The 25,229-nt window shown below is 55.2% G+C and carries 24 protein-coding genes; 17 read left to right on the top strand and 7 right to left on the bottom strand.

Translation table 11 applies throughout. The features are described from left to right. Window positions 1–8: 8 nt before the first annotated feature. A complete protein-coding gene (locus AABA21_RS11435) occupies window positions 9–1,832 on the bottom strand; it encodes an N-acetylmuramoyl-L-alanine amidase (RefSeq protein WP_338249937.1) in 1,824 nt (607 codons plus the stop codon). A gap of 521 nt (window positions 1,833–2,353) precedes the next feature. On the opposite strand from AABA21_RS11435, the gene AABA21_RS11430 reads away from it, so the two are divergent. Continuing rightward, window positions 2,354–2,815: a hypothetical protein gene (locus AABA21_RS11430; protein WP_338249935.1), complete on the top strand. Its 462-nt coding sequence runs from the start codon at window positions 2,354–2,356 to the stop codon at window positions 2,813–2,815. A 12-nt stretch (window positions 2,816–2,827) separates the two neighbouring features. Here AABA21_RS11430 and AABA21_RS11425 read toward each other — a convergent pair whose 3' ends face one another. Then, entirely contained in the window at window positions 2,828–3,328 is a 501-nt protein-coding gene (locus AABA21_RS11425; protein WP_338249932.1) for a GNAT family N-acetyltransferase, read from the bottom strand. 351 nt (window positions 3,329–3,679) lie between these two features. Here AABA21_RS11425 and AABA21_RS11420 point away from each other — a divergent pair, with 351 nt between their 5' ends. Continuing rightward, complete coding sequence (locus AABA21_RS11420; protein ID WP_338249930.1) at window positions 3,680–4,510, top strand: NAD-dependent epimerase/dehydratase family protein; 831 nt, start codon at window positions 3,680–3,682, stop codon at window positions 4,508–4,510. Window positions 4,511–4,703: 193 nt separating this feature from the next. Further along, complete coding sequence (locus AABA21_RS11415) at window positions 4,704–5,654, top strand: NADP-dependent oxidoreductase (RefSeq protein ID WP_338249927.1); 951 nt, start codon at window positions 4,704–4,706, stop codon at window positions 5,652–5,654. Window positions 5,655–5,677: 23 nt separating this feature from the next. On the opposite strand, the gene AABA21_RS11410 is transcribed toward AABA21_RS11415, so the two are convergent. After that, the gene (locus AABA21_RS11410; RefSeq protein WP_338249925.1) at window positions 5,678–7,102 is read right to left on the bottom strand and encodes an MFS transporter; all 1,425 of its coding nucleotides are present in this window, start codon (window positions 7,100–7,102) and stop codon (window positions 5,678–5,680) included. 375 nt (window positions 7,103–7,477) lie between these two features. Here AABA21_RS11410 and AABA21_RS11405 point away from each other — a divergent pair, with 375 nt between their 5' ends. The 7 genes from AABA21_RS11405 (at window position 7,478) to AABA21_RS11375 (ending at window position 15,695) form a co-directional block, all read left to right on the top strand. Continuing rightward, the gene (locus AABA21_RS11405) at window positions 7,478–7,963 is read left to right on the top strand and encodes a DinB family protein (RefSeq protein ID WP_338249923.1); all 486 of its coding nucleotides are present in this window, start codon (window positions 7,478–7,480) and stop codon (window positions 7,961–7,963) included. 153 nt (window positions 7,964–8,116) lie between these two features. Beyond that, entirely contained in the window at window positions 8,117–8,821 is a 705-nt protein-coding gene (locus AABA21_RS11400; protein ID WP_338249921.1) for a hypothetical protein, read from the top strand. Between the two features lie 557 nt (window positions 8,822–9,378). Continuing rightward, window positions 9,379–10,128 carry a hypothetical protein gene (locus AABA21_RS11395; RefSeq protein WP_338249919.1) on the top strand — a complete coding sequence of 250 codons (750 nt, stop codon included), beginning with the start codon at window positions 9,379–9,381 and terminating at the stop codon, window positions 10,126–10,128. Window positions 10,129–10,720: 592 nt separating this feature from the next. Then, on the top strand, window positions 10,721–13,732 hold the full coding sequence (locus AABA21_RS11390) for a PAS domain S-box protein (RefSeq protein WP_338249918.1): 3,012 nt from the start codon (window positions 10,721–10,723) through the stop codon (window positions 13,730–13,732). Continuing rightward, on the top strand, window positions 13,725–14,225 hold the full coding sequence (locus AABA21_RS11385; RefSeq protein ID WP_338249916.1) for a response regulator: 501 nt from the start codon (window positions 13,725–13,727) through the stop codon (window positions 14,223–14,225). The genes AABA21_RS11390 and AABA21_RS11385 overlap by 8 nt, the downstream gene beginning before the upstream one ends. Then, entirely contained in the window at window positions 14,191–15,348 is a 1,158-nt protein-coding gene (locus AABA21_RS11380; RefSeq protein WP_338249914.1) for an ATP-binding protein, read from the top strand. The genes AABA21_RS11385 and AABA21_RS11380 overlap by 35 nt, the downstream gene beginning before the upstream one ends. 149 nt (window positions 15,349–15,497) lie before the next feature. Beyond that, entirely contained in the window at window positions 15,498–15,695 is a 198-nt protein-coding gene (locus AABA21_RS11375) for a hypothetical protein (RefSeq protein WP_338249912.1), read from the top strand. 174 nt (window positions 15,696–15,869) lie between these two features. Here AABA21_RS11375 and AABA21_RS11370 read toward each other — a convergent pair whose 3' ends face one another. Further along, window positions 15,870–16,667 (bottom strand): SDR family NAD(P)-dependent oxidoreductase, encoded by a 798-nt coding sequence (locus tag AABA21_RS11370; RefSeq protein ID WP_338249910.1) that lies wholly within the window; start codon window positions 16,665–16,667, stop codon window positions 15,870–15,872. A gap of 271 nt (window positions 16,668–16,938) precedes the next feature. Here AABA21_RS11370 and AABA21_RS11365 point away from each other — a divergent pair, with 271 nt between their 5' ends. The 5 genes from AABA21_RS11365 to AABA21_RS11345 all read left to right on the top strand — a co-directional run bounded on the left by AABA21_RS11365 (window position 16,939) and on the right by AABA21_RS11345 (window position 21,528). Further along, window positions 16,939–17,997 carry an RNA polymerase subunit sigma-70 gene (locus AABA21_RS11365; RefSeq protein ID WP_338249908.1) on the top strand — a complete coding sequence of 353 codons (1,059 nt, stop codon included), beginning with the start codon at window positions 16,939–16,941 and terminating at the stop codon, window positions 17,995–17,997. Window positions 17,998–18,125: 128 nt separating this feature from the next. Further along, window positions 18,126–18,689, top strand: a complete 564-nt coding sequence (locus tag AABA21_RS11360) for a GNAT family N-acetyltransferase (RefSeq protein WP_338249906.1) — start codon at window positions 18,126–18,128, stop codon at window positions 18,687–18,689. A 212-nt stretch (window positions 18,690–18,901) separates the two neighbouring features. After that, window positions 18,902–19,822: a CPBP family intramembrane glutamic endopeptidase gene (locus AABA21_RS11355; protein WP_338249903.1), complete on the top strand. Its 921-nt coding sequence runs from the start codon at window positions 18,902–18,904 to the stop codon at window positions 19,820–19,822. A gap of 126 nt (window positions 19,823–19,948) precedes the next feature. Next, window positions 19,949–20,569: a type 1 glutamine amidotransferase family protein gene (locus AABA21_RS11350; RefSeq protein ID WP_338249899.1), complete on the top strand. Its 621-nt coding sequence runs from the start codon at window positions 19,949–19,951 to the stop codon at window positions 20,567–20,569. 65 nt (window positions 20,570–20,634) lie between these two features. Next, complete coding sequence (locus AABA21_RS11345) at window positions 20,635–21,528, top strand: arginase family protein (protein ID WP_338249897.1); 894 nt, start codon at window positions 20,635–20,637, stop codon at window positions 21,526–21,528. A gap of 32 nt (window positions 21,529–21,560) precedes the next feature. Here the strand turns inward: AABA21_RS11345 and AABA21_RS11340 are convergent, their stop codons facing one another. Further along, complete coding sequence (locus tag AABA21_RS11340; RefSeq protein WP_338249895.1) at window positions 21,561–21,908, bottom strand: MmcQ/YjbR family DNA-binding protein; 348 nt, start codon at window positions 21,906–21,908, stop codon at window positions 21,561–21,563. Between the two features lie 29 nt (window positions 21,909–21,937). Next, entirely contained in the window at window positions 21,938–22,228 is a 291-nt protein-coding gene (locus tag AABA21_RS11335; protein WP_338249893.1) for a hypothetical protein, read from the bottom strand. 243 nt (window positions 22,229–22,471) lie between these two features. Here AABA21_RS11335 and AABA21_RS11330 point away from each other — a divergent pair, with 243 nt between their 5' ends. After that, a complete protein-coding gene (locus tag AABA21_RS11330; RefSeq protein WP_338249891.1) occupies window positions 22,472–22,900 on the top strand; it encodes a hypothetical protein in 429 nt (142 codons plus the stop codon). A gap of 65 nt (window positions 22,901–22,965) precedes the next feature. Continuing rightward, window positions 22,966–23,367 carry a hypothetical protein gene (locus tag AABA21_RS11325; protein WP_338249889.1) on the top strand — a complete coding sequence of 134 codons (402 nt, stop codon included), beginning with the start codon at window positions 22,966–22,968 and terminating at the stop codon, window positions 23,365–23,367. Window positions 23,368–23,586: 219 nt separating this feature from the next. Here the strand turns inward: AABA21_RS11325 and AABA21_RS11320 are convergent, their stop codons facing one another. Next, window positions 23,587–25,218, bottom strand: coding sequence for an outer membrane protein assembly factor BamB family protein (locus AABA21_RS11320; protein WP_338249887.1), 1,632 nt, complete (start codon window positions 25,216–25,218; stop codon window positions 23,587–23,589). Between the last annotated feature and the right edge of the window lie 11 nt (window positions 25,219–25,229).

Genomic DNA, 25,229 nt, shown 5'->3' with positions numbered 1-25,229 from the left:
TTCGTCGTTTACTGCTTTACCGTTGAGGCATGTATGATCGTGACATCGCTGGCCGGTACGAAGGCCTGGCGATGGCTGAAGTTGATCTCATACCACAGGGCTGTACTGTTATCCTGAATAACTGTATATCCAGATACGAAGACTGCTCCATTGGGCACGCCACCGAGGACATATCCGGATTTAGGATCTCCATCCACAAAGGTTGTCGCCGAACTACTGTTGATGCTAACCAATGTGCCAGTGCCCTCGGTCACATCAGCGCCAGGAGGCACCGCCAGCCAGACCAGTTTCGCGTCCTGGAACTGGCTGCTTGGATTGGAGTGAACCTGGTCATCCTCACCGTACCAGATCTCATACAGGGTATCGCCCGTCCCTGCCGGATCCTTGACTTTGGCCAGATACGCGTAGCTCATATCGGCTTCGACATTATTCGTTACATCGGTAATATCTGTGGGATTGCTATATTGCGGGATCAATCCAGATTTGGTGCTGGGACCATTATAGAGGTAGAAGAAATTGAAATCGGCAGGTGATTCAACGCCTCCCTTGTCGAGATGTTTCTGGGTGTGCAGTTCGATGGTGCCTTTTGTACGCTCTTCCTGAGGATAGGGCACCCCCTGGCTATGAATCAGGCCAAAGTAGTAGTCCCACAGCCAGTAGGGACCTGGATCGACGTGGTTAGGACCATATGGATACAAAGGCGGAGGCACTGTACCGTGGGATACTATGTGATTGTGATCCAGGGGCAGGTTATACTTCTTGAGCAGATAGGCAACCAACTTCGCCGAGCCAAGGTATTGAGCCGCATTGTACCACTGGAAGCCGGTCGCGTCATAGCCCACATTCTCAATGCCAACCGAGTGCTGATTATACCAGTAGTTCCCGCAGTTATAGGTAAAATCAACATCATGTACCATCTGATAGACAGTACCATCAGAATCAACAATGTAGTTTGCTGCGGCACCAGCAGAGGTTTTAGGATCGGTGTTTTGGAAAGCATTGAGAGCATCTTGCAGCGAACCCTCAGTATCATGAATTACCACGTAGTTGACTGGCAGCGGATAGCCCGCGTCGGAGCGCTCCTCATAGTTGCAGGGAGGATAGAGCGTTTGCGGAAGTGTGCAGTCAAAAGTGTTGGGATCGAGAATGCAGTTTACCGCGGCGGGATAGTCGCCTGTTGGGGTGGCACTGCACCCGGCAGGAATCGTGGATGAGCTCTTGACCGCATTCGCTGTCCCAGTATTGGGCTTGACTGTTTGTGCCGCGAGGGTGATAGTTTCGCCAGTATCACTCTGCGCGCTAAAGCCCGTGTTGAGGATATGGTAGAGGGCATCCGAGTACATGAGCGCGGTGGAGCGCACTGTCGCATGACTATATTCAGCCACAGCACCATACCAGTCAGCCAGGTTGCCGGGCGCGGTATGTGTGCTGGAGAGTTGCAAGGCTTCCGCGCGCAGGATGGCAGCGCCACCACGGATATTGGTGGCGATATCGGTCTTGAGCAGGTTAGCGTTCACATGTAGCAGGCCAGCGGCTTGATCCAGCGTATCAGTGCGCTTATTCTTAACCAGATGCATGCAGCCAAAACCATCATCAATGCTGGGGCTACCTCCGTGATTGCTTAAACGCCCCTCCATATAGCACAACGCCTTGAGCAGAGAAGAGGGCACGCCAGATTCGCGACTGGCCTGATCAAAGGCGGAGCCAACTTTGTCATTACTGACAGTCTGGGCGTTCGCTGTGGGCGATGACACCATCAGGCCCGCAAACAGGACTAACAGGGTAAATATGGCCGAGAGAGAGAGACGCGAGAGAGACATGCTTCGATGCATAAAATAGATATACCTCCATGTAATATAATTCAGACGAAAGACATGGGAGGCCGGGAAACAAAAGATAGGGTAAAGTAGGATTGGCACCTTCAGTTGTAAACACAACATTTACATTGCTAAATATAACATATTTAATGCTTCACTGGAAGAGGTAAGAGGAAACGATTTCTACACCTATGCCATCCTGACCGCCCCTGGCACTACCGCTCTCCTCTTCTGAATGTGCTACAGAGGATTTCCGTTTCGTGTGATGGAGAGATTCCCTCATACGGAAAAGGAAAGGAATTGAGAAAGTATCTACCACAAGAGCACGAGTGCATCGTTTGGGCAAGCCGATCCGTATCCTATGCAGGAGGGGTGTGGCAAGGGGTGAATGGGCATACTTTTCTAGCGCAGAACCATACCAGATGATCCATAGGTATGGTTCTGCTTGCATTTTCAGAACTTTTGTTCTACTCTGTAAAGACAGCAGTTTAAGTTCGTTATGTGTTAGAAGTTGTGAGATGTGAAAGGAAGATTCCATGAGTCAAGCTGACCATGCTACGAATAATAAACAGACCAATCGTTCAGAGCAGTCCAGCAATACCGCCGAGCTGCGCAAGTCGCCGATGATGGCGCACCTGCTGGATGCGCTGGAGAAGCAAGAGGATATCGGCCACTATGGCCGCCTGACCTTTGTAATGATCTCGCGCCACTTCCTCTCTGATGACGAGATCGTCGATCTGCTGAGCCATCAGCCCGACCACAATGCCACCGATTCGCGCGCCCTGCTGCAGCAGGTCAAACAGCGCAACTATAATCCACCCAAGCGCGAGCGCATCCTGGAGTGGCAGGCACAACAGGAATTTCCGATCTGTCCCGATCCCGAAAATCCCGATGCCTGCAATGTCTACCAGGAGCTAAACTTTCCACCCGACATCTTCGACCAGATTAACAGCTACCACGAAGAACAGGTCAAGGCCGAGGAGAGTCAGAATAGCTAGCGAGTGCGGCATCTAGCCAAGCAGTTTGGCCATCATGTACTCGTCGATATAGTTACCCTCGATGAGCATTGTTTGCCGCATAGTGCCCTCGATGACGAAGCCACGCTTCTGATAGAGGGCTACCGCTGCTTTATTATGAATCATGACGGTCAATTCCAGGCGCAAGATACCGTTTTGGCGGGCCCAATCCTCCATAGTGATAAAGAGTTGTGTCCCGATGCCTCGCCCTACAAAGGCCTGGAGCAGGCCTACCACCAGGCTGAGGCGTCGGCGATTGCGCTGACGCAGCCCGCGCTCCCCAATCAAAAAACCAGCCAGTTGCTGATCATCCTCGGCTACCAGAATGAGTAAATCATTTGATGGCGAGTTGCGCAGAAACTGCTCTAGCTGCTGCTTTGCGAGCAGGGCATTTTCATCAGGCTCGCGCAACATAAAAGTTGTCTCTTCATTGACCTGCTGCCTCAAACGCAGAAATGCCTCAGCATCGCCCTCATGGAGCATACGAATCTGCATAGAACCTCTTTTATTTATCCTACTAACTATGTCATACAAAAAACAAGATCCTGATTTTGCCACATTTCTTGGAACAGATCAAGTAATTGGCTACTCTTGTATAGGTGCCTGAATATAGTGCCATATGGACCAGGTAACCTACTACCAATACAGACGAAGGATTAGCATGATTAATACTTAGATCACGCGATGCATAAAGGTTCAGCTATTTTGATGATAAAGAACATCATATAACAAAATCTGAACATACACGACGCCAAACTCTATGATATTGAGCGATAAAAACAAACCAGTACGTGTAAGGAATATAATAGTATTAATAATATGTTCGCATGTATGGAGGAAATAGTTATGAAAAAAGTTGTTGTTACCGGGGGCAGTGGCAAGGCGGGCCGGGCGGTAATCAAGGATCTGCTGGCGCATGATTACGAGGTGTTGAGTGTGGATCTGCTGCCGCCACAGGAGCGGCTGTGTCCATTTCTTAAAACAGACCTGACCGATCTGGGACAGGTCTTTGAGGTGCTGAGCGGCAGCGACGCGGTCGTTCATCTGGGCGCGATCCCGTCCTCGGGTCTGCAGCCGGAGGAGGCGACGTTTCGCAATAATACGCTCAGTACCTATAATATCTTCAGCGCGGCCACGACGTTGAAGCTGCAGCGGGTGGTGTGGGCATCGAGCGAGACCACGCTGGGACTACCGTTTGAGCGCGAGAAGCCCGTTTACGCGCCGATCGACGAGGAGCATCCGCTGAATCCAGAGTCCAGCTACGCGCTCTCCAAGGTTATTTCGGAGGAGATGGCGCGCCAGTTCAGCCGCTGGAGCGGCATCCCCTTTGTGGGACTGCGCTTCTCTAATATCATGGAGCCCCATGATTACGCGCGCTTCCCCTCATTCTCTGAGGATGCAAAGTCGCGCAAATGGAATCTGTGGGGCTATGTCGATGCGCGCGATGTCGCCCAGAGCTGCCGCATGGGACTCGAAGCCGACATCCAGGGGGCAGAAGCCTTTATCATCGCCGCCGCCGACACCGTCATGAACCGTCCCAGCCGCGATCTGCTGGCGGAGGTCTTCCCCGGCGTCCCCCTGAAGGGCGAGATCGAAGAGTTCGAGACGCTCCTCTCCATCACCAAGGCGCGCAAGCTGCTGGGCTATCAGCCACAGTACTCCTGGCGCAACGCCTGAGCGACTACCATACCTCGATACAATAGGGCAGCTCGAAAGCTGCCCTATTGTTCAGGTCACATCCCTCCTTTTGGACAGCGACCAACCGATATGCACCCTCCTATACTGTTCCGTGATAGGGAACAATTTTTTAGAAGCAATACAATTGTGCGCAATTTAATTGGGCGCAATTATATTGGGAAGGATGCATATCATGTCAGAAAAGATGATGCAGACTATACAGGTGCGGCGGTATGGCGGCCCTGAAGAGTTGGTGCTGGAGTCGATCCCTTGTCCACGGCCGGGGGAGGGTGAGGTGCTGGTGCGATTACACGCCGTTGGTGTGCTGCCGATAGAGTGGAAGGTGCGCCAGGGTCTGTTCGGGCGTGTTCGCCCGTCCACATTCCCCTATATTCCTGGCAGCGCCATCGCCGGGGTCGTCGAGGAGATGGGTCCCGGCGTGACAGGGTTCAGCGTCGGGCAGGCGGTCTTCGGCCGCAGCAACAACGGCGGCTACGCTGAATATACAACCGCAGCGGTAGAGACGCTGGCCCTCAAGCCAGAGCAGATCAGCTTCGCGGAGGCGGCGACGATTTCAGGCGGGGCCACCGTGGCCTGGTCGGCGCTGATTGAAAACGCGGATCTGCAGCCGGGTCAACGCGTCCTCATCCACGCGGCCGCCGGAGGGGTCGGCCTGTTCGCGGTCCAGTTCGCCCATTGGCAGGGCGCGCAGGTCATCGCCACGGCATCAGCGGCCAACGCGCAGTTTGTGAGCTCCCTGGGCGCTGATATCGTCATTGATTATACCAGAACCCCATTTGAGGAACTGGCACGGAACGTAGACGTGGTGCTCGACACGATGGGCGGTGAGATTATGACGCGCTCCATGCGGATCGTCAAACGCGGCGGCATCCTCATCACGCTCCTCGGACAGGCACCATCGCAGCAGGAGGCCAGCTACTATGGTATTCGTGCCATACAGAACACGCCGACCTTCCCCTTCCCCTCCACCCACCTGCTGCAGGACATCGCCCATTTGATGGCGACGGGTCAGATCAGGACAACAATCGCCCGGACCTTCCCTTTGTCTGAGGCGAGCCAGGCCCACGCCCTCAGCCAGATCGGCCATGGGCGTGGGCGCATCGTGCTGCAGGTCGCTCCCTGAGTCTCTACCTGCCAGCACCCTAATCACTTGATTGGGCGCACAGAAAGCCAGAGTCCACAGCTGAGCAGCATGATCACCGCCATAGTGAGCACAAAGGCGTGCAGCGGGCTACCGCTGCTCAGCGTAAAAAAGGTATCCAGCAGACCAAGGATGGTCACTCCAAACGCACCAGCTGTCTGCTGAACGGTGCTATAGATACCCGAGGCGACCCCGGCATCATCGTGCTTGATGTCTTCTAGCGTTTTAGCCAGCAGCGGCGTACCTAGCAGGCCCATGCCAAATCCCGAGGCGAAAAGGGCCACCAGCAAGGGTGGTATCCCCCAGAGCGGGACCAGGAACTGCGCCGCCAACACTAGCAGAAGGTAGCTCAGCGTGACCAATGCCGCACTAACGGGCAGACCGCGTTTACCCAGCCGAATCGATACAGCTGGACTGATCAGCGAGGCCAGGATAAACGAGATACTCGACACCATAAAGACCAGTCCCGCCTGCAATGGAGTCAGGTGCAGCAGCGTTTGCAGGTAGAAAGTCAACAGAAACAACATGGCGGTAAACAGTCCAGACGAGAGCGTGATGGTGACCAGGCCCGATGAAAAGCGGCGCCGACGAAAAAGAAGCAATGAGACGAGCGGGGTTCTGCCCTGTCTGGTAATCTTCTGTTCATAGAGCAGAAAAGCGATCAGCGCTGGTATCGATAGCAACAAGCACAGCAGCATCCACCAGGGCCAGCCGGCGCTTTCACCCATCACCAGCGGGCAGACACACAAAAACAGCGCCAGCGTCAGCAGTCCAACGCCACCATAGTCCAGGCGCCGCGCCTCCGCAACCTTCGACTCCCTCAACACGAGCAGGGCGGCGGGAAATACCAGCAGGCCGATTGGCACGTTAACCAGAAAGATGCTCCGCCAGCCAGTGTCGAACAGGTTGGCGGTCAACAGGAAGCCACCGAATACCTGCCCTAGAATGGATGCCAGGCCGGCGATGGCCGCGTAATAGCCAAAGATACGCGGACGCTCGGCTGGCGTAAATGTGACCTGAATAAAAGACATCACCTGCGGATACATCAGCGCCGCTGACGCGCCTTGCAAGATGCGGGAAATGATCAACAGGGACGTGGTCGGGGCAACGCCACAGCCGGCGGAAAACAGGGTAAAGCCACCGATACCCAGCACAAAAAGGCGCTTGCGCCCGTAAAGATCACCCAGGCGACCACCGGTGACGAGCAGAACGGCATAGGCAAGGGTATAGCCGGCAACCGCCAGCTGCAGCTCGCCAAAGCTAGCGTGCAGTTCACGCCCGATAGAGGGCAGGGCCACATTGATAATAAAATTGTCCAGCACATCTAAAAAACCTGCGCAGAACACGACCACCAGCATCAGCCAGCGCCGTGGATCAGGCTGGGGCAATGATTGCGCCTCGGTCGCAGCAGGGTTCATTTGAACGTCCATCAGTAATGCTCCTCGATCTCATAACATGTACTTCTAGTAAGCGAGGACCTTACTCTAACATGCCGCGAGATGGCCTTCACCCGGCAAGTGGACAGATTGAAACCTGTACCAATGAACAGACCAGGCTATAATGGAAACACACGCTCAAGGCGCTCCTTGACAGGGCTGATGACGTTCTGTATACTCCTAAAAGACAAAGTTGAGATTTTTTGGGAGGTTTTGATGGCTACGCCAGTGTGCCGCTAACTCCATACTGTCTCCTGCTGGAACGGGAAAGAGACAATCAAAGGCAAGCAAGCAAGGTGGGGAGCATTTTCGCTTCCAGCGTTTCCTTGCGCGTTGTTAGATAATAGCTATATGAAGGAGTTACGAGCAATGACCACTGGACTTCCCAATTTTTTTGAGTATAACCTCTGGGCAAACCGACGCCTGCTCGATTTCTGCGAGCAGTTAAGCGATGAGCAGCTGGACGCGACCATGGTCGGGGTCTTTGGCAGCATACGCGAGATCCTCATGCACCTTTTCTCATCGGAAGAGGGCTATGCGTACTCGTTCAATAAGATCAAGCCCACTCCCTACTTGAAGGAAGTGACCACCTTTGTGGGCTTCGAGGAGCTGCGGCGGCACGCCGAGCTGTCGGGTACAGCCTTAATCGCCATCGCGAAGGAGCGAGATCTGAGCGAGACCTTCTGGCTGGATGGAGGGACCTACGAGTGCCAGGCCTATATCGTGGCGATCCAGGTCATTAACCACGGTATCGATCATCGTTCGCAGATCGCCACGCTGCTGGCTCAGCAGGGGATCGAGCTGCCCGACCTTGATGCCTGGGGCTATAATGATGATCTTCGCTCTAAGCAGTAAGAGTAGGTCTTACTCTCATCTTAATTAGGGAACATAATAGCCCCCCGCACGCGCGTCCGCTGCGCGGCCGCACTGATTTTTTATATGGGTGGATGGGGGCGCATTAGCGCCCCCATCCACCCATATAAAGGGAATACAGGGAGAGAATCGTCCATGTCTGCATTCGAGGCGCAGCAGGATCATATGCGGCAGATCTATGATCGTTTCTGGCGCGAGGCGCGTGAGCCTTTGGCGCGAGGCGAGGTGCGGCCCGATCCTATTCCGGGCGTGGAGAGCCAGCGCTGGGGCGTTAGCGTGATTATGCGCCTGCGGGGCGAGGCGGCCGAACGTCTGACGGGTGTGATCGACGAGCTCGCGCACTGGACGGGGACGCGGCATCTGCGCTATCAAGCTGCAAATCTGCACACTACCTTGCAGACGATCGAGCTTTATCGCCCATCGATCTCCGCTGACGATGAGTACATACAGCAGTATCGGCGGGTGCTGCGACAGGTGGCCACGCAGTTCCCCCCGCTTCAGATCCGCTATCAGGGGCTGACCGCCAATCAGATGAGCGTGATGGCGCAGGGCTGGCCCGTTGATGAGACCCTGCGGCAGTTGCGCGAGACCTTTCACGCCCGCGTTCGCGCGGAGAAACATCTGCCGGGACCCGGCATCCGCGACCTGGCTCACGCCAGCCTGATTGTGTTCTCAGGTCCCCTGCTCGATCCGGCAGGCTGCGTCTCCTTCGTTGAAGGCCAGCGCCAGAGCGATTTTGGCACCGCCACCATAGACAGGCTTGAACTGGTGCAATATCAGCGCACCAGCGTGTATGAAGCATGGCCCGTCGTCCTCGACAGCGTCCGCCTCCAGAGCTAATGTCCGACGCAACCACGCTCCCCTGAGTATAGCCAGGTGACAATCCCCAAACCAACGCGGCGCGCTATATCTTATATATATTGCACAATTACGGCTGCTTGCCCACTTCCTGGCAAGGTAATCCATCGTATCAAGACAATTATTCTCATATATTGCAGAGCATGTTTACTAAATATCAAACATTTTTCCGCGGCGAAGGTTGACTTTTGGTGGCGACTTTAACTATACTATTACTCAACCAATCAATCTATTCACGAAGCGGTGCATCTTTTTCTGCTTCCCATTTCGTATCATAACTAAAGGAATTCTGTTCGCAAAATACATAGTTTTTTGATACGAAACAGGCAGGTTATAGAGCATCGTACGCTGAGCATATTGCTTTGTGCGCTCGTAGCTCAAGCTTTAATTACATATTACTGTAATATATAGTCTTATGCTCTACTACCCAAACAAAGCAATAAGCAATTAGATTGATACTATAAAAGTATAACTACAACGTAGTGGTTCGCTTTCTATGTCAGGGAACGAATTGCGCATCCATGGAAAGGAGGAAATACATGTCGGAATGTAATCCGCACTATTTTCAAACCAGCTTCTATATATATGGCCCAGTAACAACTCCCCAGGAGCAATGCGCCTGGTGCTGGCCCTATATCCATCCCGACATCTCCTATCCTGAGCACTGGAGCTCGACTATTTGTGCGCAACACTTTTCACAGGTGATCGAACAGCGGCACCGCAGAAATCGCAAGAAACGCTATATCACTCTGCTAGAAATCTATACATATCTCCTGTATTGCTCTCCATCGCCTCCTCAATTAGATAATGACCAATGGCGCCAGATGGTACAACAACTATTCAGCCCCGAGCAGGACCTGGAAGCTCAGCTCCAAATCATTTGTACCACTGCTCGCCATCAGGGGCAGAATGACTATCTCCGTTATATAGAGAAGATAGGACAAAATGAACCGTTCTCACTGATATGGGAGCGCGGTCATATCGCGGCTGGACGCTTCTTCCGTCATCCCAACACTACTATCTGCGATAAAGTAGCGCATCACGACGCCTTTACGTACTGGTACAGCATAGGCTATATGCAGCAGGCCTTTTTTCTACACCTCAAAAAGGGAAAAAGAAAAGAAGTTGGCCAGATTTCCACGACCTATCAAATACTAATCGAGCCAGCCGGGGATGGCCGGGCAGCGTTATCTCAAGGATCCGCCATAGCCAGTGCCGACGGGCTCTATCCAGAGATGGTATTGCCCGCACGAAATCCATCTCATCTTTTGGGCGGCGCCCTCTCGTAGGTTCGGGTCTCGCGCCCGATTTCTCCTTCACGCACACAAACGCCCGGCGATATTCGGGCCTCGCGTCCGATTTCCCTTCCCATAGCAGAGAGCTGCGCCAGGAAAATAAGCAAAAAGTACTAAACGCAGCTCTGGAGCACAACAAAAACGTATTCATCGGTAGGACCCGTGGCGATCGGGGCGGCTTTTCCTTGCAGGGATAAAACAGTTTATGTTAATATGAACATCGCAGGATAATGCGAGGCTAGCTTCGCGCTGGCAGTATATGACTGTATGGAGATAGGCCGTAGAGAAAAAGAGGGGCTGCTCCATCTGATCTGCAGTGAATGTGCGGTGCGGCAAAAACGATATAATAATACGTATCTATGCATCCGCGAATATGCCGGATATGATCTGTACAATGCTATCCCTCTAACGAACCCATCATGGTCCCAGAATACACAAGTCAGACAATGTAGCCGTGATGTATAATATGTAACTATTAACATATCAGAAAACCAATCTATTTTATTTCGGCCAAAGTTATTGTATGCCTGCATTAAGCGGGAGATTACGTCTCGGGATGGCTGGAAATATCAGAAAGAGACAGTGCATGGTGAAGCGACCTGATCCCGCGCCGCAGGAAGAGATCAATACGATCTCGCAACTGCGCTCGGAAGTCAGAAGAAACGAGCGACGTTTCCAGGCAACATTTGAGCAGGCGGCAGTCGGCATGGCGCATGTGGGCCTTGATGGCCGCTGGCTACAGGTCAACCAGCGATTGTGCGATGGTCTGGGCTATAGCCGCGAAGAATTACAGAACCTTACCATCCAGCAAACCACCTACCGGGAAGACCTGGCGGATAGCGCGCAGGCGTTCCAGCAGTTGCTGACGGGCGAGCTGGCCACCTATCGCGGCGAGAAACGCTACATACGCAAGGATGGCCAGGTTACCTGGATGCATATCACAGCCTCCCTCGCACGCGATGATGACGGCCAGCCGCTCTACCTGATCGTGGTTATCCAGCAAATCGACGAGCGCAAAAAGATGGAGGAGACCCTGTATCGCCAGCAGCAGGCCTTCCAGACCCTGGCGGAAAACGCCCGCGACATCATCGCTCGCTTCGATCGCGATTTCCGCTTTATTTATATCAATCCAGCGGCAACCCGGGCTTCAAATATCCCGCAGACGACATTAATCGGCAGCACCCACGCGGAGATTGGTCTATCCCCCGAGTACGTCACCATCTGGCAGGATGGGCTGCGTAAGGTCTTCGAGACGCGGCAGCCGACAGAGATCGAGCTTAAATACGACGGCCCCTCCGGCCAGCGCTACTACCAGGCCAGTCTCTCACCCGAGTTTAACGCCTCCGGCAACATAATATCGGTGTTGAGCATCGCACGCGACATCACAGAACAGAAGCGTATAGAGGAAGATCGCACGCGCCTGCTGGCGCAGGAGCAGCGAGCCAGGTCTGTGGCCGAAGCCGAACGCCTGCGCCTGCACAACTTCTTAATGCAGGTGCCCGCCATCGTCTGTCTGCTGAGTGGTCCCGAGCATCGCTATGAGTTCGCTAATGAGCTCTATATGCAGCTCGTCGGCAACCGCGACCTGCTCGACAAGACCGTGCGCGAGGCGCTGCCAGAGTTGGAAGGGCAGGGCTTCTACGAGTTGCTCGATAACGTCTATGAGACCGGAGAGCCGTTCATCGGCAACGAGATTCCGGTGCTGATCGATCGGCACTTCAATGGACACAAAGAAGAGGTCTTCATCAACTTCGTCTATCAGCCTTCACGCAATGTTGATGGCGAGGTCGAAGGCATTATGGTGCATGCCGTCGAGGTCACCGAGATGATCCGCAACCGCGAGATTACCCGCTCCAGCCAGCAGCGCTTTGAGATGGCGCAGCAGGCAGCCCAGATCGGCACCTTCGAGTGGTTGGTCCCCACCAACGATATTATCTGGACCCCCGAGCTAGAAATGCTCTACGGGCTGCCGGCCGGCGGTTTTGAAGGAAAATACGAAAACTGGGCCCAGCGCGTCCACCCGGATGATATAGAGCGGGCCGCGAGCAACCTGCGGCGCTCCACCGAAGGTGGTCCTGCCTATAACGTCGAGTTCCGCATCATCCAGCCCGATGGCACCATCCGCTGGATGCTGGGCAAGGGCGAAACCGAGTACGACGAACATGGTCAGGCGCTGCGCGTCGTCGGCGTCAACATCGATATTACCGAGCGTAAAGAGGCCGAGCTGCAGCTGGCCCGCACGCTGGAACAGGTTGGATTTATCGCCTCCACCAGTAAGCTGCTGGTCGCCTCAATCGATTACCGCGAAGTGCTGGCGCATGTGATCAAAAACGCCATCCCGGCCATCGCCGACTGGTGCCGCATCGACCTGCACAGTGAGGAGGCGGACATCCAGCCATTGAGCCTCTCATATCCAGATCCCGTACGGGGAATGCACGAGCTCAGCTTCGAGGAGATCAGCCGCGCCATTGATGCCGAGGTCACGCCATCGGTGCTAAACACGACGCGACAGCAGAAAAAGTCTGATCTCATCTTCCAACTCGATCGGGATGCCTATGCGGCCCTGACCCCCGACGCGGACGAGCAAGAGATGCTGCGCACCCTGCACGCCAGTTCGGCCATGGTGGTTCCGCTGATGATCGAGGACACGATCGAGGGCACGGTCACCCTGGTCGCAGGCGCCGAGCGCGGCCCCTACACCAGAGCCGACCTCAACATCGCCGAAGAACTGGCCAGCCGCGTCTCGATGGCGATCGAGCGCGCGCGCATCTATCGCAACCTGCAGGAGCTCAACACCAACCTGGAGGCGCGCGTTGCCCAGCGCACCGAGGAGCTACGCCAACTCAACACCGACCTGGAGCGCAGCAACCAGGAGCTGCAAGAGTTCGCCTATGTGGCCTCGCACGACCTGCAGGAGCCGCTACGCAAGATCCAGGCCTTCGGCAATCTACTTGAGGATGAATACGGCGAACAGCTCGATGATGGCAAGGAATACCTCGATCGCATGCGCAACGCCGCCGGTCGCATGCGCATCCTGATCGACGATCTGCTCACCTTCTCGCGGGTCGCCACCAAAACCATGCCATTTACGCCAACCGACCTGAACATAATCATCCGCGACGTCATCGACGACCTGGAGGCGCGCATTCAGGACACGCACGGCACCATCGAGGTCGCGGAGCTACCCACCATCGATGCCGACTCGCGACAGATCTACCAGGTACTACAGAACCTGCTGGGCAACGCCCTCAAGTTTCATCGACCCGACGTGCCGCCCGTCATCAAGGTCACGGCCACCATCCAGGAGGCGGACCCCGAGAACGAGTTCAACACTGGACCCATCTGCGTGTTGACCGTAGAGGATAACGGCATTGGCTTCGATGAAAAGTATCTGGATCGCATCTTCACCGTCTTCCAGCGCCTGCATGGCAGGAACGAGTATGAAGGCACGGGGATCGGTCTGGCGGTTGTGCGCAAAATCGTCGAACGGCACGGCGGTACTATTACCGCCACCAGTACACCTGACGAGGGTTCGACCTTCATTGTGACTTTACCAGTCAATCATCAAACGAAAGATACGGAAAACCTTTATGAATAATTTGAACTCTATCGTCATTTTGATGGCCGATGATGACGAAGACGATATCCTTCTGACCCAGAAAGCTTTGAAAAAGGGGAAGCTGCTCAATACGCTCTATAGCGTCAGCAATGGAGAGGAGCTGCTCGATTACCTGCTTCATCGCAACAAGTACGCCGATGCCGACTCTTCGACCGCTCCACTGCCAGGGTTGATCTTGCTCGACCTGAATATGCCCAAAAAGGATGGTCGCGAAGCACTCAAAGAGATCAAGAATCATCCAGAGCTGCGGGAGATCCCGATCGTGGTCTTCACCACCTCAAAAGCGGAAGAGGACATCTATCGCTCCTACAAACTGGGCGTCAACTCGTTTATTACCAAGCCCGTCACGTTTGAGAAGCTAATCGAGGTCATGCAGGCACTGGGCAAATACTGGTTTGAAGTGGTGACGTTGCCAGCCAAATCAAAGAAGGATACGTATGGAACTACAGCCAACAACGATTCTACTCATTGAGGACGACGAGGAGGATTATTTCCTCCTCCGAAAAGTACTCACCAAGATGCACAACGCCCGCTATAACCTGGTCTGGGAGAGCGATCCAATGTTGGGCCTGCAGCGTATGCTGACGGACCAGCATGACCTCTGCCTGCTCGATTATCGGCTAGGTGCGATCAATGGCATTGAGTTGATCCGAAAAGCTCGTAGTCAGGGCTATGGAAAGCCGATCGTGCTGCTTACCGGCGCCAACGAATCCGAAATCGATATTCTGGCCTTGCAGGCCGGCGCGGACGACTATATCTCCAAGGAGGGTCTGCAGGAGGACATCCTGCGGCGCATTATTCGCTATGCTATTGAGCGCAAAAAGGCCGAGCATGAACGCGAAAAGCTGATCAGCGAGCAGCTGGCCAGCCAGGCACTGGAGAAGAAGCGCAACGAGTTCATCAGCATGGTTGTGCATGAGCTGCGTACACCGCTCACCAGCCTGAAGGCGCACGCGCAGATCCTGCGCAAGCGCTTCCTGCTCAGCGGCGACGAACAGGATCTGCGCACCACCACGCGCATGAATACCCAGATCGATAAACTCGCCGAGCTGATCAGCGACTTCCAGGATGTTACGCGCATCGAAGGGGGCAAGCTGCAATTTCGCGAGAGCTACTTCGACTTCGACGAACTGGTATCTGAGCTGATCGAGGAGATCCAGCCGGTCTCTGAGAAGCACACGATCCTGCGCGATGGCGAATCTAATAAAACCGTCTGGGGCGATCGCGGCCGCATCGGGCAGGTGATTACCAATCTGCTCACCAATGCCACCAAGTACGCGCCCAATAGCAACCGCATCGTGGTGAGGACATCCTCCGATAACGAATCGGTCACCCTGCGCGTACAGGACTTCGGACCCGGCATCCCCAAGCACCTGCAGCAGAAGATCTTTGATCCTTTCTATCGCCTGGAAGAGGCCCGGAAAACATCGATTTCAGGGCTAGGGCTCGGCCTGTATATTTCCTTCGAAATTATTCAGCGCCAGGAAGGGCGGATCTGGGTTGAAAGTGAAGAGGGGCAAGGCTCAACTTTCTGCTTTACACTCCCCATTGACCGGGCGCACGCACCGGAAGCAGGCGTCGAGGCCGCTATCTAGCTATGCCAGCAGACAGCGGCCTCCGCCTCCCGGCGCGGGTTACCCAAAAGTCCTCTTTTTTTCCTGCTTGCTCTCACAAATTTAACTACTATAAGCAAAATATGTATAATCTTAGCAATAAATAATAGGCACTATGCGGAAAAGAGGGCATGATGCGAAGAGGTCTGGCGGTACTCCTGATGAACATGCTGGCGTCCGAACTCGGCTATAAGATAAAACTGATCACCGCCTCGGATGAACATACGAATGATACCCTGCTGATCAACAACCACGAAGGCGACATCCAACACTTCAGCGGCTGCGACAAATTCGAGCAGGCCGTCACATGGCTGCGCACCAAAATATAACCCACCCCATCGTAGGTTCGGCCCTTGCGGCCGATTTCCGGCTGCCCGCACGATCATGCATATAATGGACGTGTTCGGGTGGCGAGGAAAATCGGCCGCAAGGGCCGAACCTACGTTATCTCTTTTGAGATGCATAATCGCACGGCGAGGAGAAATCGGCCGCAAGGGCCGAATTTACGAGTCGGGGAGCAGGCCACCAGAGAGGTTGGCCACGGTTGCCGTCATCGCCCTGGCCTGATCGGATGCCATGAAGGTCGCTACGTTGGCCATATCGGCCAGAGTCGGCAGGCGTTTGAGCGGGGTCGTTGCTTCCGCGGCGGCCTGTATTTGCTCGGGGGTCTGACCTGTGGCCCTGGCACGAGCGTTGTATCCTTCACGAATCACGGTCGTCTCAGGGATAGAATTTGAGCGTAAGCAGACGGCTCGGACGCCCAGCGGTCCCAGTTCGACCGCCAGTCCTCGGGTGAGCGCTTCGATACCCGCCCACGCGACTGCCACTCCTCCGGCGCCTGGAGTGGCAGCGCGGGCAGGCATGCCGGTGATGGTGATGATCACTCCTGATCTTGTTTTGATCATGCGCCGTGCCGCCGCCCGTGTGGTTAAGAAGTGGGAGTTCAGATAGGCCGTCACCGGCAAGGAGAAACGCTCAGGTGACAGTTCGACGATCGGGATGCCGTAAATGCCTGGCGCGGCAACCCTGATGGCGTTGACGGAGATGTCAATGCCTCCTGTTGCTCGCACCACCGCGTCGGCATGCGTTTCGATCGCTTGCTCATCGAGCGCATCCACCTGAGCAGTCTCGACCTCGCCACCCTCGGCGGCAATCTGCTCGGCGACCGCGTCCAGAGAAGCCCGCGTACGACCGGTAAGAAAGACTCTGGCCCCTTCACGGGCGAAGGCGCGGGCAATGGCGCCGCCAACGGCGCCACCTGCTCCGTAGATAATGGCATTTTTCTTTTCAAGCAGCATCATAATCCTCCTGATGTGTATGCTCCTGTTGAGGAGACCATTCATCCATAGTGTCGAGTCACCTTGCGGTGCATAGACACTTACTAAACTGCCGCAAAGAGCAAAACTGTTCGCATCTCGTGGAGCAATTTTGCGGACCACCTGATAGCTGGTTCAGGTGGTTGTTGGCTGTGGCAAAGAGCCTGCTCACATGGTAGAATGCAGTTGAGCTAATCGAGCAGCACCAATGGGACGGGTGCGACGTTTGAGAAGAAAGGGTCTGGCAGGAAGAAACATGGAGTCCAGCGAAAGAGCGAAGCCGAGCAAGGGAGAGCGGATCAACAGCGTTGCACGCACCGATCAAGCCGCGAGCAGCCTCGTGATCGAGCCTTATCGCCGTGAATTGCTGCTGCACTGCTATCGTCTGCTGGGTTCATTGCACGATGCCGAGGATGCGGTGCAAGATGCTATGTTGCGCGCCTGGCGGCATTTTGACACCTTCACGGAGAGCGATCCGGGGTCGCTGCGTCGCTGGCTGTATACGATTGCCACCAACACCAGCCTGGATATGCTCAAGAAACGCTCACCGCGCACGCTTCCAACCGTGGCTACTCCCGCGTCGGACGCAGCGCAGTCAGTGGCGCCAAGGAATTCTGAAGTACTCTGGCTTGAGCCTTTCCCTGACAACTGGCTCGCTGAGGCGGCTGAAGACCCGGAGGCCCGCTATAGCAGGCACGAGAGCATCTCATTGGCTTTTCTCACGGCTCTTCAGGTACTCCCACCTCGCCAGCGGGCTATCTTGCTGCTCTCGGATGTGCTGGACTGGCGTGCCGCCGAGGTCGCACACCTGCTAGAGATCTCGGTAGGAGCGGTCAACAGCGCCCTGCACCGCGCCCGGGTGACGCTTGAGAAGAACTACCAGAGCGAGCAACCTGAGGGGATGCTGTTTGACGGCACGAATGCCGCCATCAACACCTTGCTTGCGCGCTACCTCAAGATGTGGGAGAGCGATGATGTGGATGGGCTGGTGGCTTTGCTCAAAGAAGATGCGACACTCTCCATGCCCCCGGTCCCGTCGTGGTATCAGGGACGAGACGCGATTCGCCGCGTGCTCCTTGCCGTCTTGTTCCCCCCAGGGGTGCAGAACCGCTGGCGCTTATCTCCAACACGTGCCAACAGGCAGCCTGCCTTTGTCGTGTATCGAATCGACGAAGCGACAGGGTCCTATCGAGCGTTCGCGCTGCAAGTCGTCACCCTGGCGGGAGTACCTCGCGATGGGTGGCAGATCGCCTCTGTGACGGCGTTCCTTGACCCTGATCTGGCCCCTTCCTTCGGCTTCCCACCTCAGTGGTAAATAGAGCGAAGGCTCGACGATTTTTGATGCGGAACAAATGAATAAATATCAAATGAATCAAAAAGAGTAGTATACAATATTCGCATGTTTATTTTATATAGAACACATTTGAGGAGAGCATAATCATCATGGGCTTAAATATCCACCTGCACAACTTTCCGACCTTAGAAACAGAACGCCTGATCTTACGGCAACTCGCAGCAACGGATGCGCAGGATTCCTTCCTCTTTCTGTCCGATGAAGAGACGATGCGCTACTACGATCCTGCGCCGATGACACAGCTCGAACAAGCAGAAAAGAGTATTGAACGTCATCGAAGACGTTTTACTCAACATGAAGCACTACGCTGGGGCATCATATTGAAGGGAGAGGACAGGGTCATCGGCAACTGTGGATATTCATGGGATGTCGATAATCGACTTGCAGTTCTGAGCTATATTCTCTCAAAACACTACTGGAATAAAGGGATCATGACAGAGGCCCTGGCTGCGATTATTCAGTTCGGCTTCGAACACATCCACGTGCATCGCATTGAAGCTCAGGTTGCGTATCCCAATCTCGCTTCCGCACGCCTGCTCGAAAAGCTCGGCTTTCAGAAAGAGGGACGCCTCCGCGATCGTCAATATGCCAACAACCAGTTTGTTGACGAAATAATATTTGCGCTCATCAATACCAACAACGTGGACGGATAAATTTTCCCTTGATAGCCTGGTTCTCCCACTAAAGGCATGCTCCCAATACATTAGCATCTTGACATATACAGTGGTTGAGCACTATGATAGGCACAAGCATTGTTATAGTAGATATATAACAATACTTGTGCCTATCATAATGAGAGCTCTGCCTTGATACGTTGGATCAATTAATGGTGGGCCCTCTCTATTCATCCTCTAGAGGTATTATTATGGAAACGCGTAGCTATACATACACGCGACCTGGTTCGGCGGTTGTTGACTGGAAAGGTACCGGCTGGTATCTGCTGCTGGCGTTTGTGATTTCGTGGAGCATGTTTATCCTGCTGAGGCTAGTGGGCGTGCCATTTGTGATACGCGCTGGCCTGGGCATGTTTGGTCCGGCGCTGGCGGCACTGCTGGTGCGCCTGCTGCGCCACGAAGGTTTCGGTGATGCGGGTCTGCGTCTGCGCGGCCGCGAGTATAAAGGGGACCGGCACACCTGGCTGTTCTATGTCGCCGCCTACCTGATTCCCATAGTTCTGCTGACGATCGGCTTCGCCCTGGCTTTCCTGCTGCACCTGCAACAATGGGCGCTGGCCGAGAAAGCGGGTCAATTGCTGAAGCTGGCGCCAAAGAGCAGTCAGTCACCTATAGCGCCCGCTACGCTGGGCTGGTTGATCATCCTGTCATCCCTGACGGTCAATCTACCCATTACTATGGTGGCGACGTTTGGCGAGGAGTTCGGCTGGCGCGGCTACCTGCTGCCCCGCTTGATGCCGCTGGGCAACGTACGGGCGGCCCTGCTGATCGGGATCATCTGGGGCTTCTGGCACGCGCCACTGATCGTGCTGGACGGCTACGAGTTCGGGGGACTCTATCCCGCGCTGGGCGTCTTCTTCTTCCTGCTCTCGACCATCCCCTACAGCTTTCTGCTCACCTGGCTGCGCGTGCGCACCGGCAGCATCTGGCCCGCCGTACTGGCGCACGCGTCTATCAATGCCTGCGCGGGCGCCATCGCCGGCTACGCCATGACAGCGGGCAACCCCTACATAGGGGCACCGCTGGGCATCGTCGGGCTCGTCCCCTGGCTAATCTTTATCGGCTGGCTCCTCTTCACGAACCAGCTCCGGCCGGCTCCCCAGCAGCCATAGGTGCCTGGCTTGTCCCGGCTTTGTCGCAAAGCGGTCGTTATCAGGAACGATAATGACCGCTTTGCGTGCTACACTGCTCTTAGAATTTGAAACAGCAGAAGATAACGCATAAAAGGAGCAGGCAGCATGGAGCAGCAGACCGTTCATCTTTTTGTGTTTAATACACTCTCTGATTGGGAACCAATGTACGCCGTTGTCGCCATCAACAATCCCGCCTTTCAACAGCAGCCGGGACGCTACGAGGTGAAGACCGTCGGCATCGATCGCGAGCCGGTGAGGACGACCGGTGGCCTGACGATCCTGCCCGATATGGCGCTGGATGAGCTTGATCCGACGCGCAGCGCCATGCTGATCCTGCCCGGCGGTTCGGGCTGGGGCGAGGGAAGCCATAAGCAGGCGATTGATAAAGCCAGAGAGTTCCTGGCCCATGGCGTACCGGTCGCGGCCATCTGCGGGGCGACCGCCGGGCTGGCTCTGGCGGGCATGCTGGACGACAGGCCACACACCGGCAACTGGTTGGGAGAACTGGAGGCCACTGGATATAGAGGGAGCGCCCACTTTCAATCACAACCAGCCATCACCGATGGTGACCTGATTACCGCCGGTGGGACCTCACCGCTGGAGTTCGCCTACCAGATCGCTAAGAAGCTGGAGCTCTACAACAACCAGGTGCGGGAAGCCTGGTATGGGCTCTACAAGACCAACGACGCCAAATACTTCTTCGAGCTACAGAGCCTGATGGCCTGACGCACCGCCCAGAGTATCTCAGCAGGTGGAGATCAGAGAGCCACCGCCGAAAAAGGATAGGTACCATGGCCAAACCGATCATCATGTTGGATGCCCCATCCAATCTGGGGCTGCGTCCACCAGAGCCAGGCGCCGTACCCGGTGTCTATAAACTGGCCGGGGCATTGCGCGACCAGCACCTGCTCGAACGTCTCGATGCACAGGAAGGGGGAGTCGTCACGCCACCACGCTACCTGAGCGCCTGGGATGGGAAAACGGTACGAAATGGCGCGGCGATCGCGGCGTATGCGCACCGACTGGCGGACCGCATTCAGTCACTAAGCAAGCAGCAAAAGTTCATACTCGTCCTGGGTGGAGATTGCAGCATCCTGCTGGGCCCAATGTTGGCTCTGCGCCGCGATGGACCCTATGGCCTGGTTTATATCGATGGTCACCTCGACTTCCGCCATCCAGGCAATTCAGAGACCCTGGGGGCGGCGGCCGGCGAGGACCTGGCCCTGGTCACAGGACGAGGCGACCCGGATCTCCCAAATCTTGAGGGCCTGAAGCCGCTTGTGCGCGACAGTGATGTGGTCGCCCTCAGCTTTCGCCCGCATGATGAGTGCGCGCACGAGATAAAGCAGGCTGGCATGACTACGTTTGAGATAGAGCAGATCCAGCAAGATCCTGCTCGCGTAGGACAAGCGGTGGTGGTAGAACTCGCTCACCGTTCGCTTGCCGGCTACTGGATTCACCTGGATGTAGATGTGTTGGATCCCTCTATCATGCCAGCCGTAGACACACCGGAACCTGGAGGTCTGAGCTTAGAGGAGCTCGTCCAGCTCTTACACCCCCTGCTCGCTTCAGAACTGGCTATCGGCATGGAGATTACAGTCTTTGACCCGGACCTTGATCCCGACGGCAGATATGCACAGCAGCTCACAGCAGCTATCGTGGCCGCGTTCAAAACTGATCTCTAATCTATATTGGAGGTGCCGGGCCTGCCCCAGCTTTATCCCAGTCGGGCCAGCAGGCGTTTGGGAGCGGTCATGCGGTAACTATCGGTGACCAGGCCGCTGATCAGCTCCCAATCGAGATCGACGTCGAACCAGAGGCCGATCCAGCCATGATGGCCGACATAGGGCGGCACAAAGAAGTGCTCGGGATCGGAGCCGACCAGCGCCTGCTGCGCCCCCGCCGGCGCCTTGCACCAGACCGTCATGCGACCATCCACCGGATGCTGCATGGCGAAAATCTTGTCGCGCACCCGAAACGTCGGGTTCCCCACACCACCTCCCTCCGTGGCCTCGGGCAGAGCCAGACAGATTGTTCGAAGCCGCTCAATCAACGCTTCATCCATACCATGTCGTCCCTTTCTCGTATCTCATATTAATCAGCTGAATCGAGCATATAGACCTCGGTTGGTTTAGCTTCCCACTCGTTCGAGGGGCTATCTTGCCGGGCACTCTGCAAAGTGGGCAGAACGGCCTGGAAAGCTTCCCGCGATTCCCAGATGGAGACACCCATGAGCGTTCCCTTTTCAGGATCTTTGAAGGGATAAGGGGCTTGAAAAATAATCCCTGGCTGTTGCTTCATCAACTCTCCAAACTCGTGCATGCTCTGAACCAGCAGAGCCTCCTTTTCGGGCAGGGGATAATGAATGGAATAGAAGATAAACATGGTCTGCCAGCCTCCTATCTTATGTCAAGCAATATTGTTTGTTTATACACCATTACCGCCTGCCTGGCTGCATCTCATTCGATGTCGCGGGTATAGGCAGTGGCGCTCATAGACTTTTATTCTGTCACAAACAAGGGAAAGCGGAAAATAATGCGAACATCGTAATAATTGGGGATAGAACGGCATCCGACGTCCTTATTAAGTGATGCAATATATTAATAAGTGAATGGAAGGGTTAAAATCATGCGCAAGCAAAAGGCGGTGAATGCCGAGAGGATCCTTATCCTGAGCTACTGGCCGCTGCGAGGGGCAGGCGAGGAGCATATCGGCTTCGGCATCTCACGCAACTACCTGTTCTATCAACTACTGATGACACCGTTCTCAATTATTATGGATTGGTTTATTCTTCCGCGACTGCGGCCCCTCTTATCCCCACAGGCGCGACCAGCCGTATTCGTACGGGAACGGCCCGCCTTATACCAGGTGATGAGGGTTGGGCTGTTGTTTCCACTGATCATCATGATACTCTTCATTCCGGCGGCCAGGCGAACCGGCTTCTACATTCTGGATGAACAGGGAACGGCGAAGGTATTTCTGCGAAAGTGGTTCCCTCCTTTCCTCAAGTGGCGTATGGGCGTGAGCCGGAAGCAGTTTCTGGCCCAGGCCAGTTAAGCTGCGTGACGTATGCAGCAAGAGAGAATTTGAGAAGCAGATAGTGACTGAAGAAAGGATTTCTGATGGATGAGGGACTCAGATCCGCTACCGTACCGCGACCACTCTTGATTACCGCTTACTGGCCGCGCATACAGGAGGGCGGCGACAATATCGGCTTTGGCATCAGCCAAGCGCATATATTCTATACGTTGGTGATCTCACGCCTGCCGCGCCTGTTCAACCTGTTGGTGGAGCCGCGCACCATCGTAACGTTTCCGCCACTTTTACGCGTGCTTATAGGAACGCTCCCCGTCATGCTTGGTACAAGGATGATACACAAAGGTTGGATAGGAAACGGCAAAGGCTATTTTGTGATTGATGACAAGGGGAAGGCGCTCTCGTTCCTTGGTGAACAGGTGCCGGAGAGCATCAATGGTCGCATGGGGGTGGGACGCAAGAAATTCTTGCGCCAGCTTAACCAATAACGCGAACGTTCCGCATGGGGCGAGATGTCATGTACGGGGTGCCGAACCGGCCGGGGACGGGGCCGCAATCGCTGTCGCTCGCGGCCCGGGCGACCGTTGAAGGTCGCCCCTACGATTACGTTCCATTTTGGGCTGGGGGTTCGATTACGTTCTGTTGTGGGCGCCTGGTGATGGCTATGATATATTCTCGCCAGGCGCGTCAGGGTTAAACCGGCTCTATTATGGGGCCATAATCACCTCATACATTGGGCTTGCGGGAGGATTGAGCCGCTTTTGCCAGACCAACGTGCCATCTGATAGGCGCACGCTCGCAAACGCCTGGATGTTTGCGGAATCAGATCCCATGCCAAGGTAGAGATGCTGCGCGTCGCCGCCCGCAATCCAGGTATATTTGTACGATGATACTGGCTTATGGGAGGCAAGCTGCTTGCCCGCTCGCGGATCGATGGAGGCAAGTTGACGCGGCTGCTCCACGTTTCCATTGCTCACATAGAGGATACCATTGGCGATCCTTCCGCTTACCACAGCGGTTGGCATGGGTACGTCCACCTGCCAGGCGACCTTGCCGTCTTTGGCATTTAATGCCTGGATGCTATGCCCGTTCTTCATGTTAGCGTTCACAAACAGATAGCCATGCTGTGAGAGCAGTGTCGTACTGGCTATAGGATAAACATCACCATCCGGGGACAGCAGTCCATAACCGATTGGGGTGACCCAGAGTGGTTTCCCACTGGAGGCATCAAACGCGTATACGCGGCTGCGCTTTCCCGATTCATCCCCGTCCCAGGTGTTGCCAGTGACGGTGTAGACAATTCCATTGACCAGGTAGAGCTGGGTGAACTGCGCAGGTTCCAGGCTCTGTTGCCGCCATTGGATCTGGCCGGTCTGCTCATTGAGCGCGTAGAGGTAATTACTCGCGATGCAGTAGACCGTTCCATTCACGTCAAGCGTCAGCAATGGGGAACCTGGGATAACTGATGAGAGAAGGCGAGACCAGCGCACACTCCCCGTCACGCTGTCTAAAGCAGAGAGGTACCCCTGCTGGTCATGCTCAGAATGGATATAGACACTCCCATGCTGTACCTGAAAAGCCATGATGTTCAGATGAACGATCGCCGTATGAAAGCTGGTATTGTACCATTGCCGGGCCCCGTCCCTGGTTGAGTAGGCGACAAAGGTGCCGTCCTGCAGATGATTATATATGCCTGTGCCATCGATGACGGTATACACCGGGGGCACAGTAGAGACATGGGTATGCCAGATGATACGGCCGTCAGCGGCGCGCAGCGCGTAGAGATCATCGTCAAAGATGGCATAGACGGTACCGGAGCGCACCTCCAGGTGTGAGTAGGGGGCGTAATCTGACAAAGATTGTGGATGGGGGACGGTCTGCCGCCAGATGGTGGCGCCATTCTGGCCGGACAGCTTCGTCAAGGTGTCGTCCGCTAAGGTATAGAGATTGTTCTGGGCAGGCGCGACCGCATTGGGGGGCGTTGCTACCTGCGGGGTATGCGCCCTGATGGCGAACATGCCTACCAGGATCCCCAGCAGGAGCAGCGCGACCAGGCTCGCCAGCACAGGCGAAACGCGTCTGGTGCGGTGTGGCTGCCGCTGTTGTGCCGTCCGTGGTGAAAGGACATAGAGCTTGCCGGGACGTCTATCGGCGGCATCGCCCATTCCACACTGCCGCAACTGCTGCTGGACACGCAGCAGGGAGGCGCGATCATTCTCGCTCGGCGCCGGTTGGTGCATCAGGCGCAACGCCTCAACCAGTTGTTGATTGGCCGGTTGCTCAATCTGCTCATCGACGGTCTGCGGGGTAAATTGATCAGTCTTTGGATCATTGAACATAGGTGTATCGC

The organism is Dictyobacter halimunensis (assembly GCF_036245075.1).
This window is presented reverse-complemented; position numbering and strand designations above follow the sequence as displayed.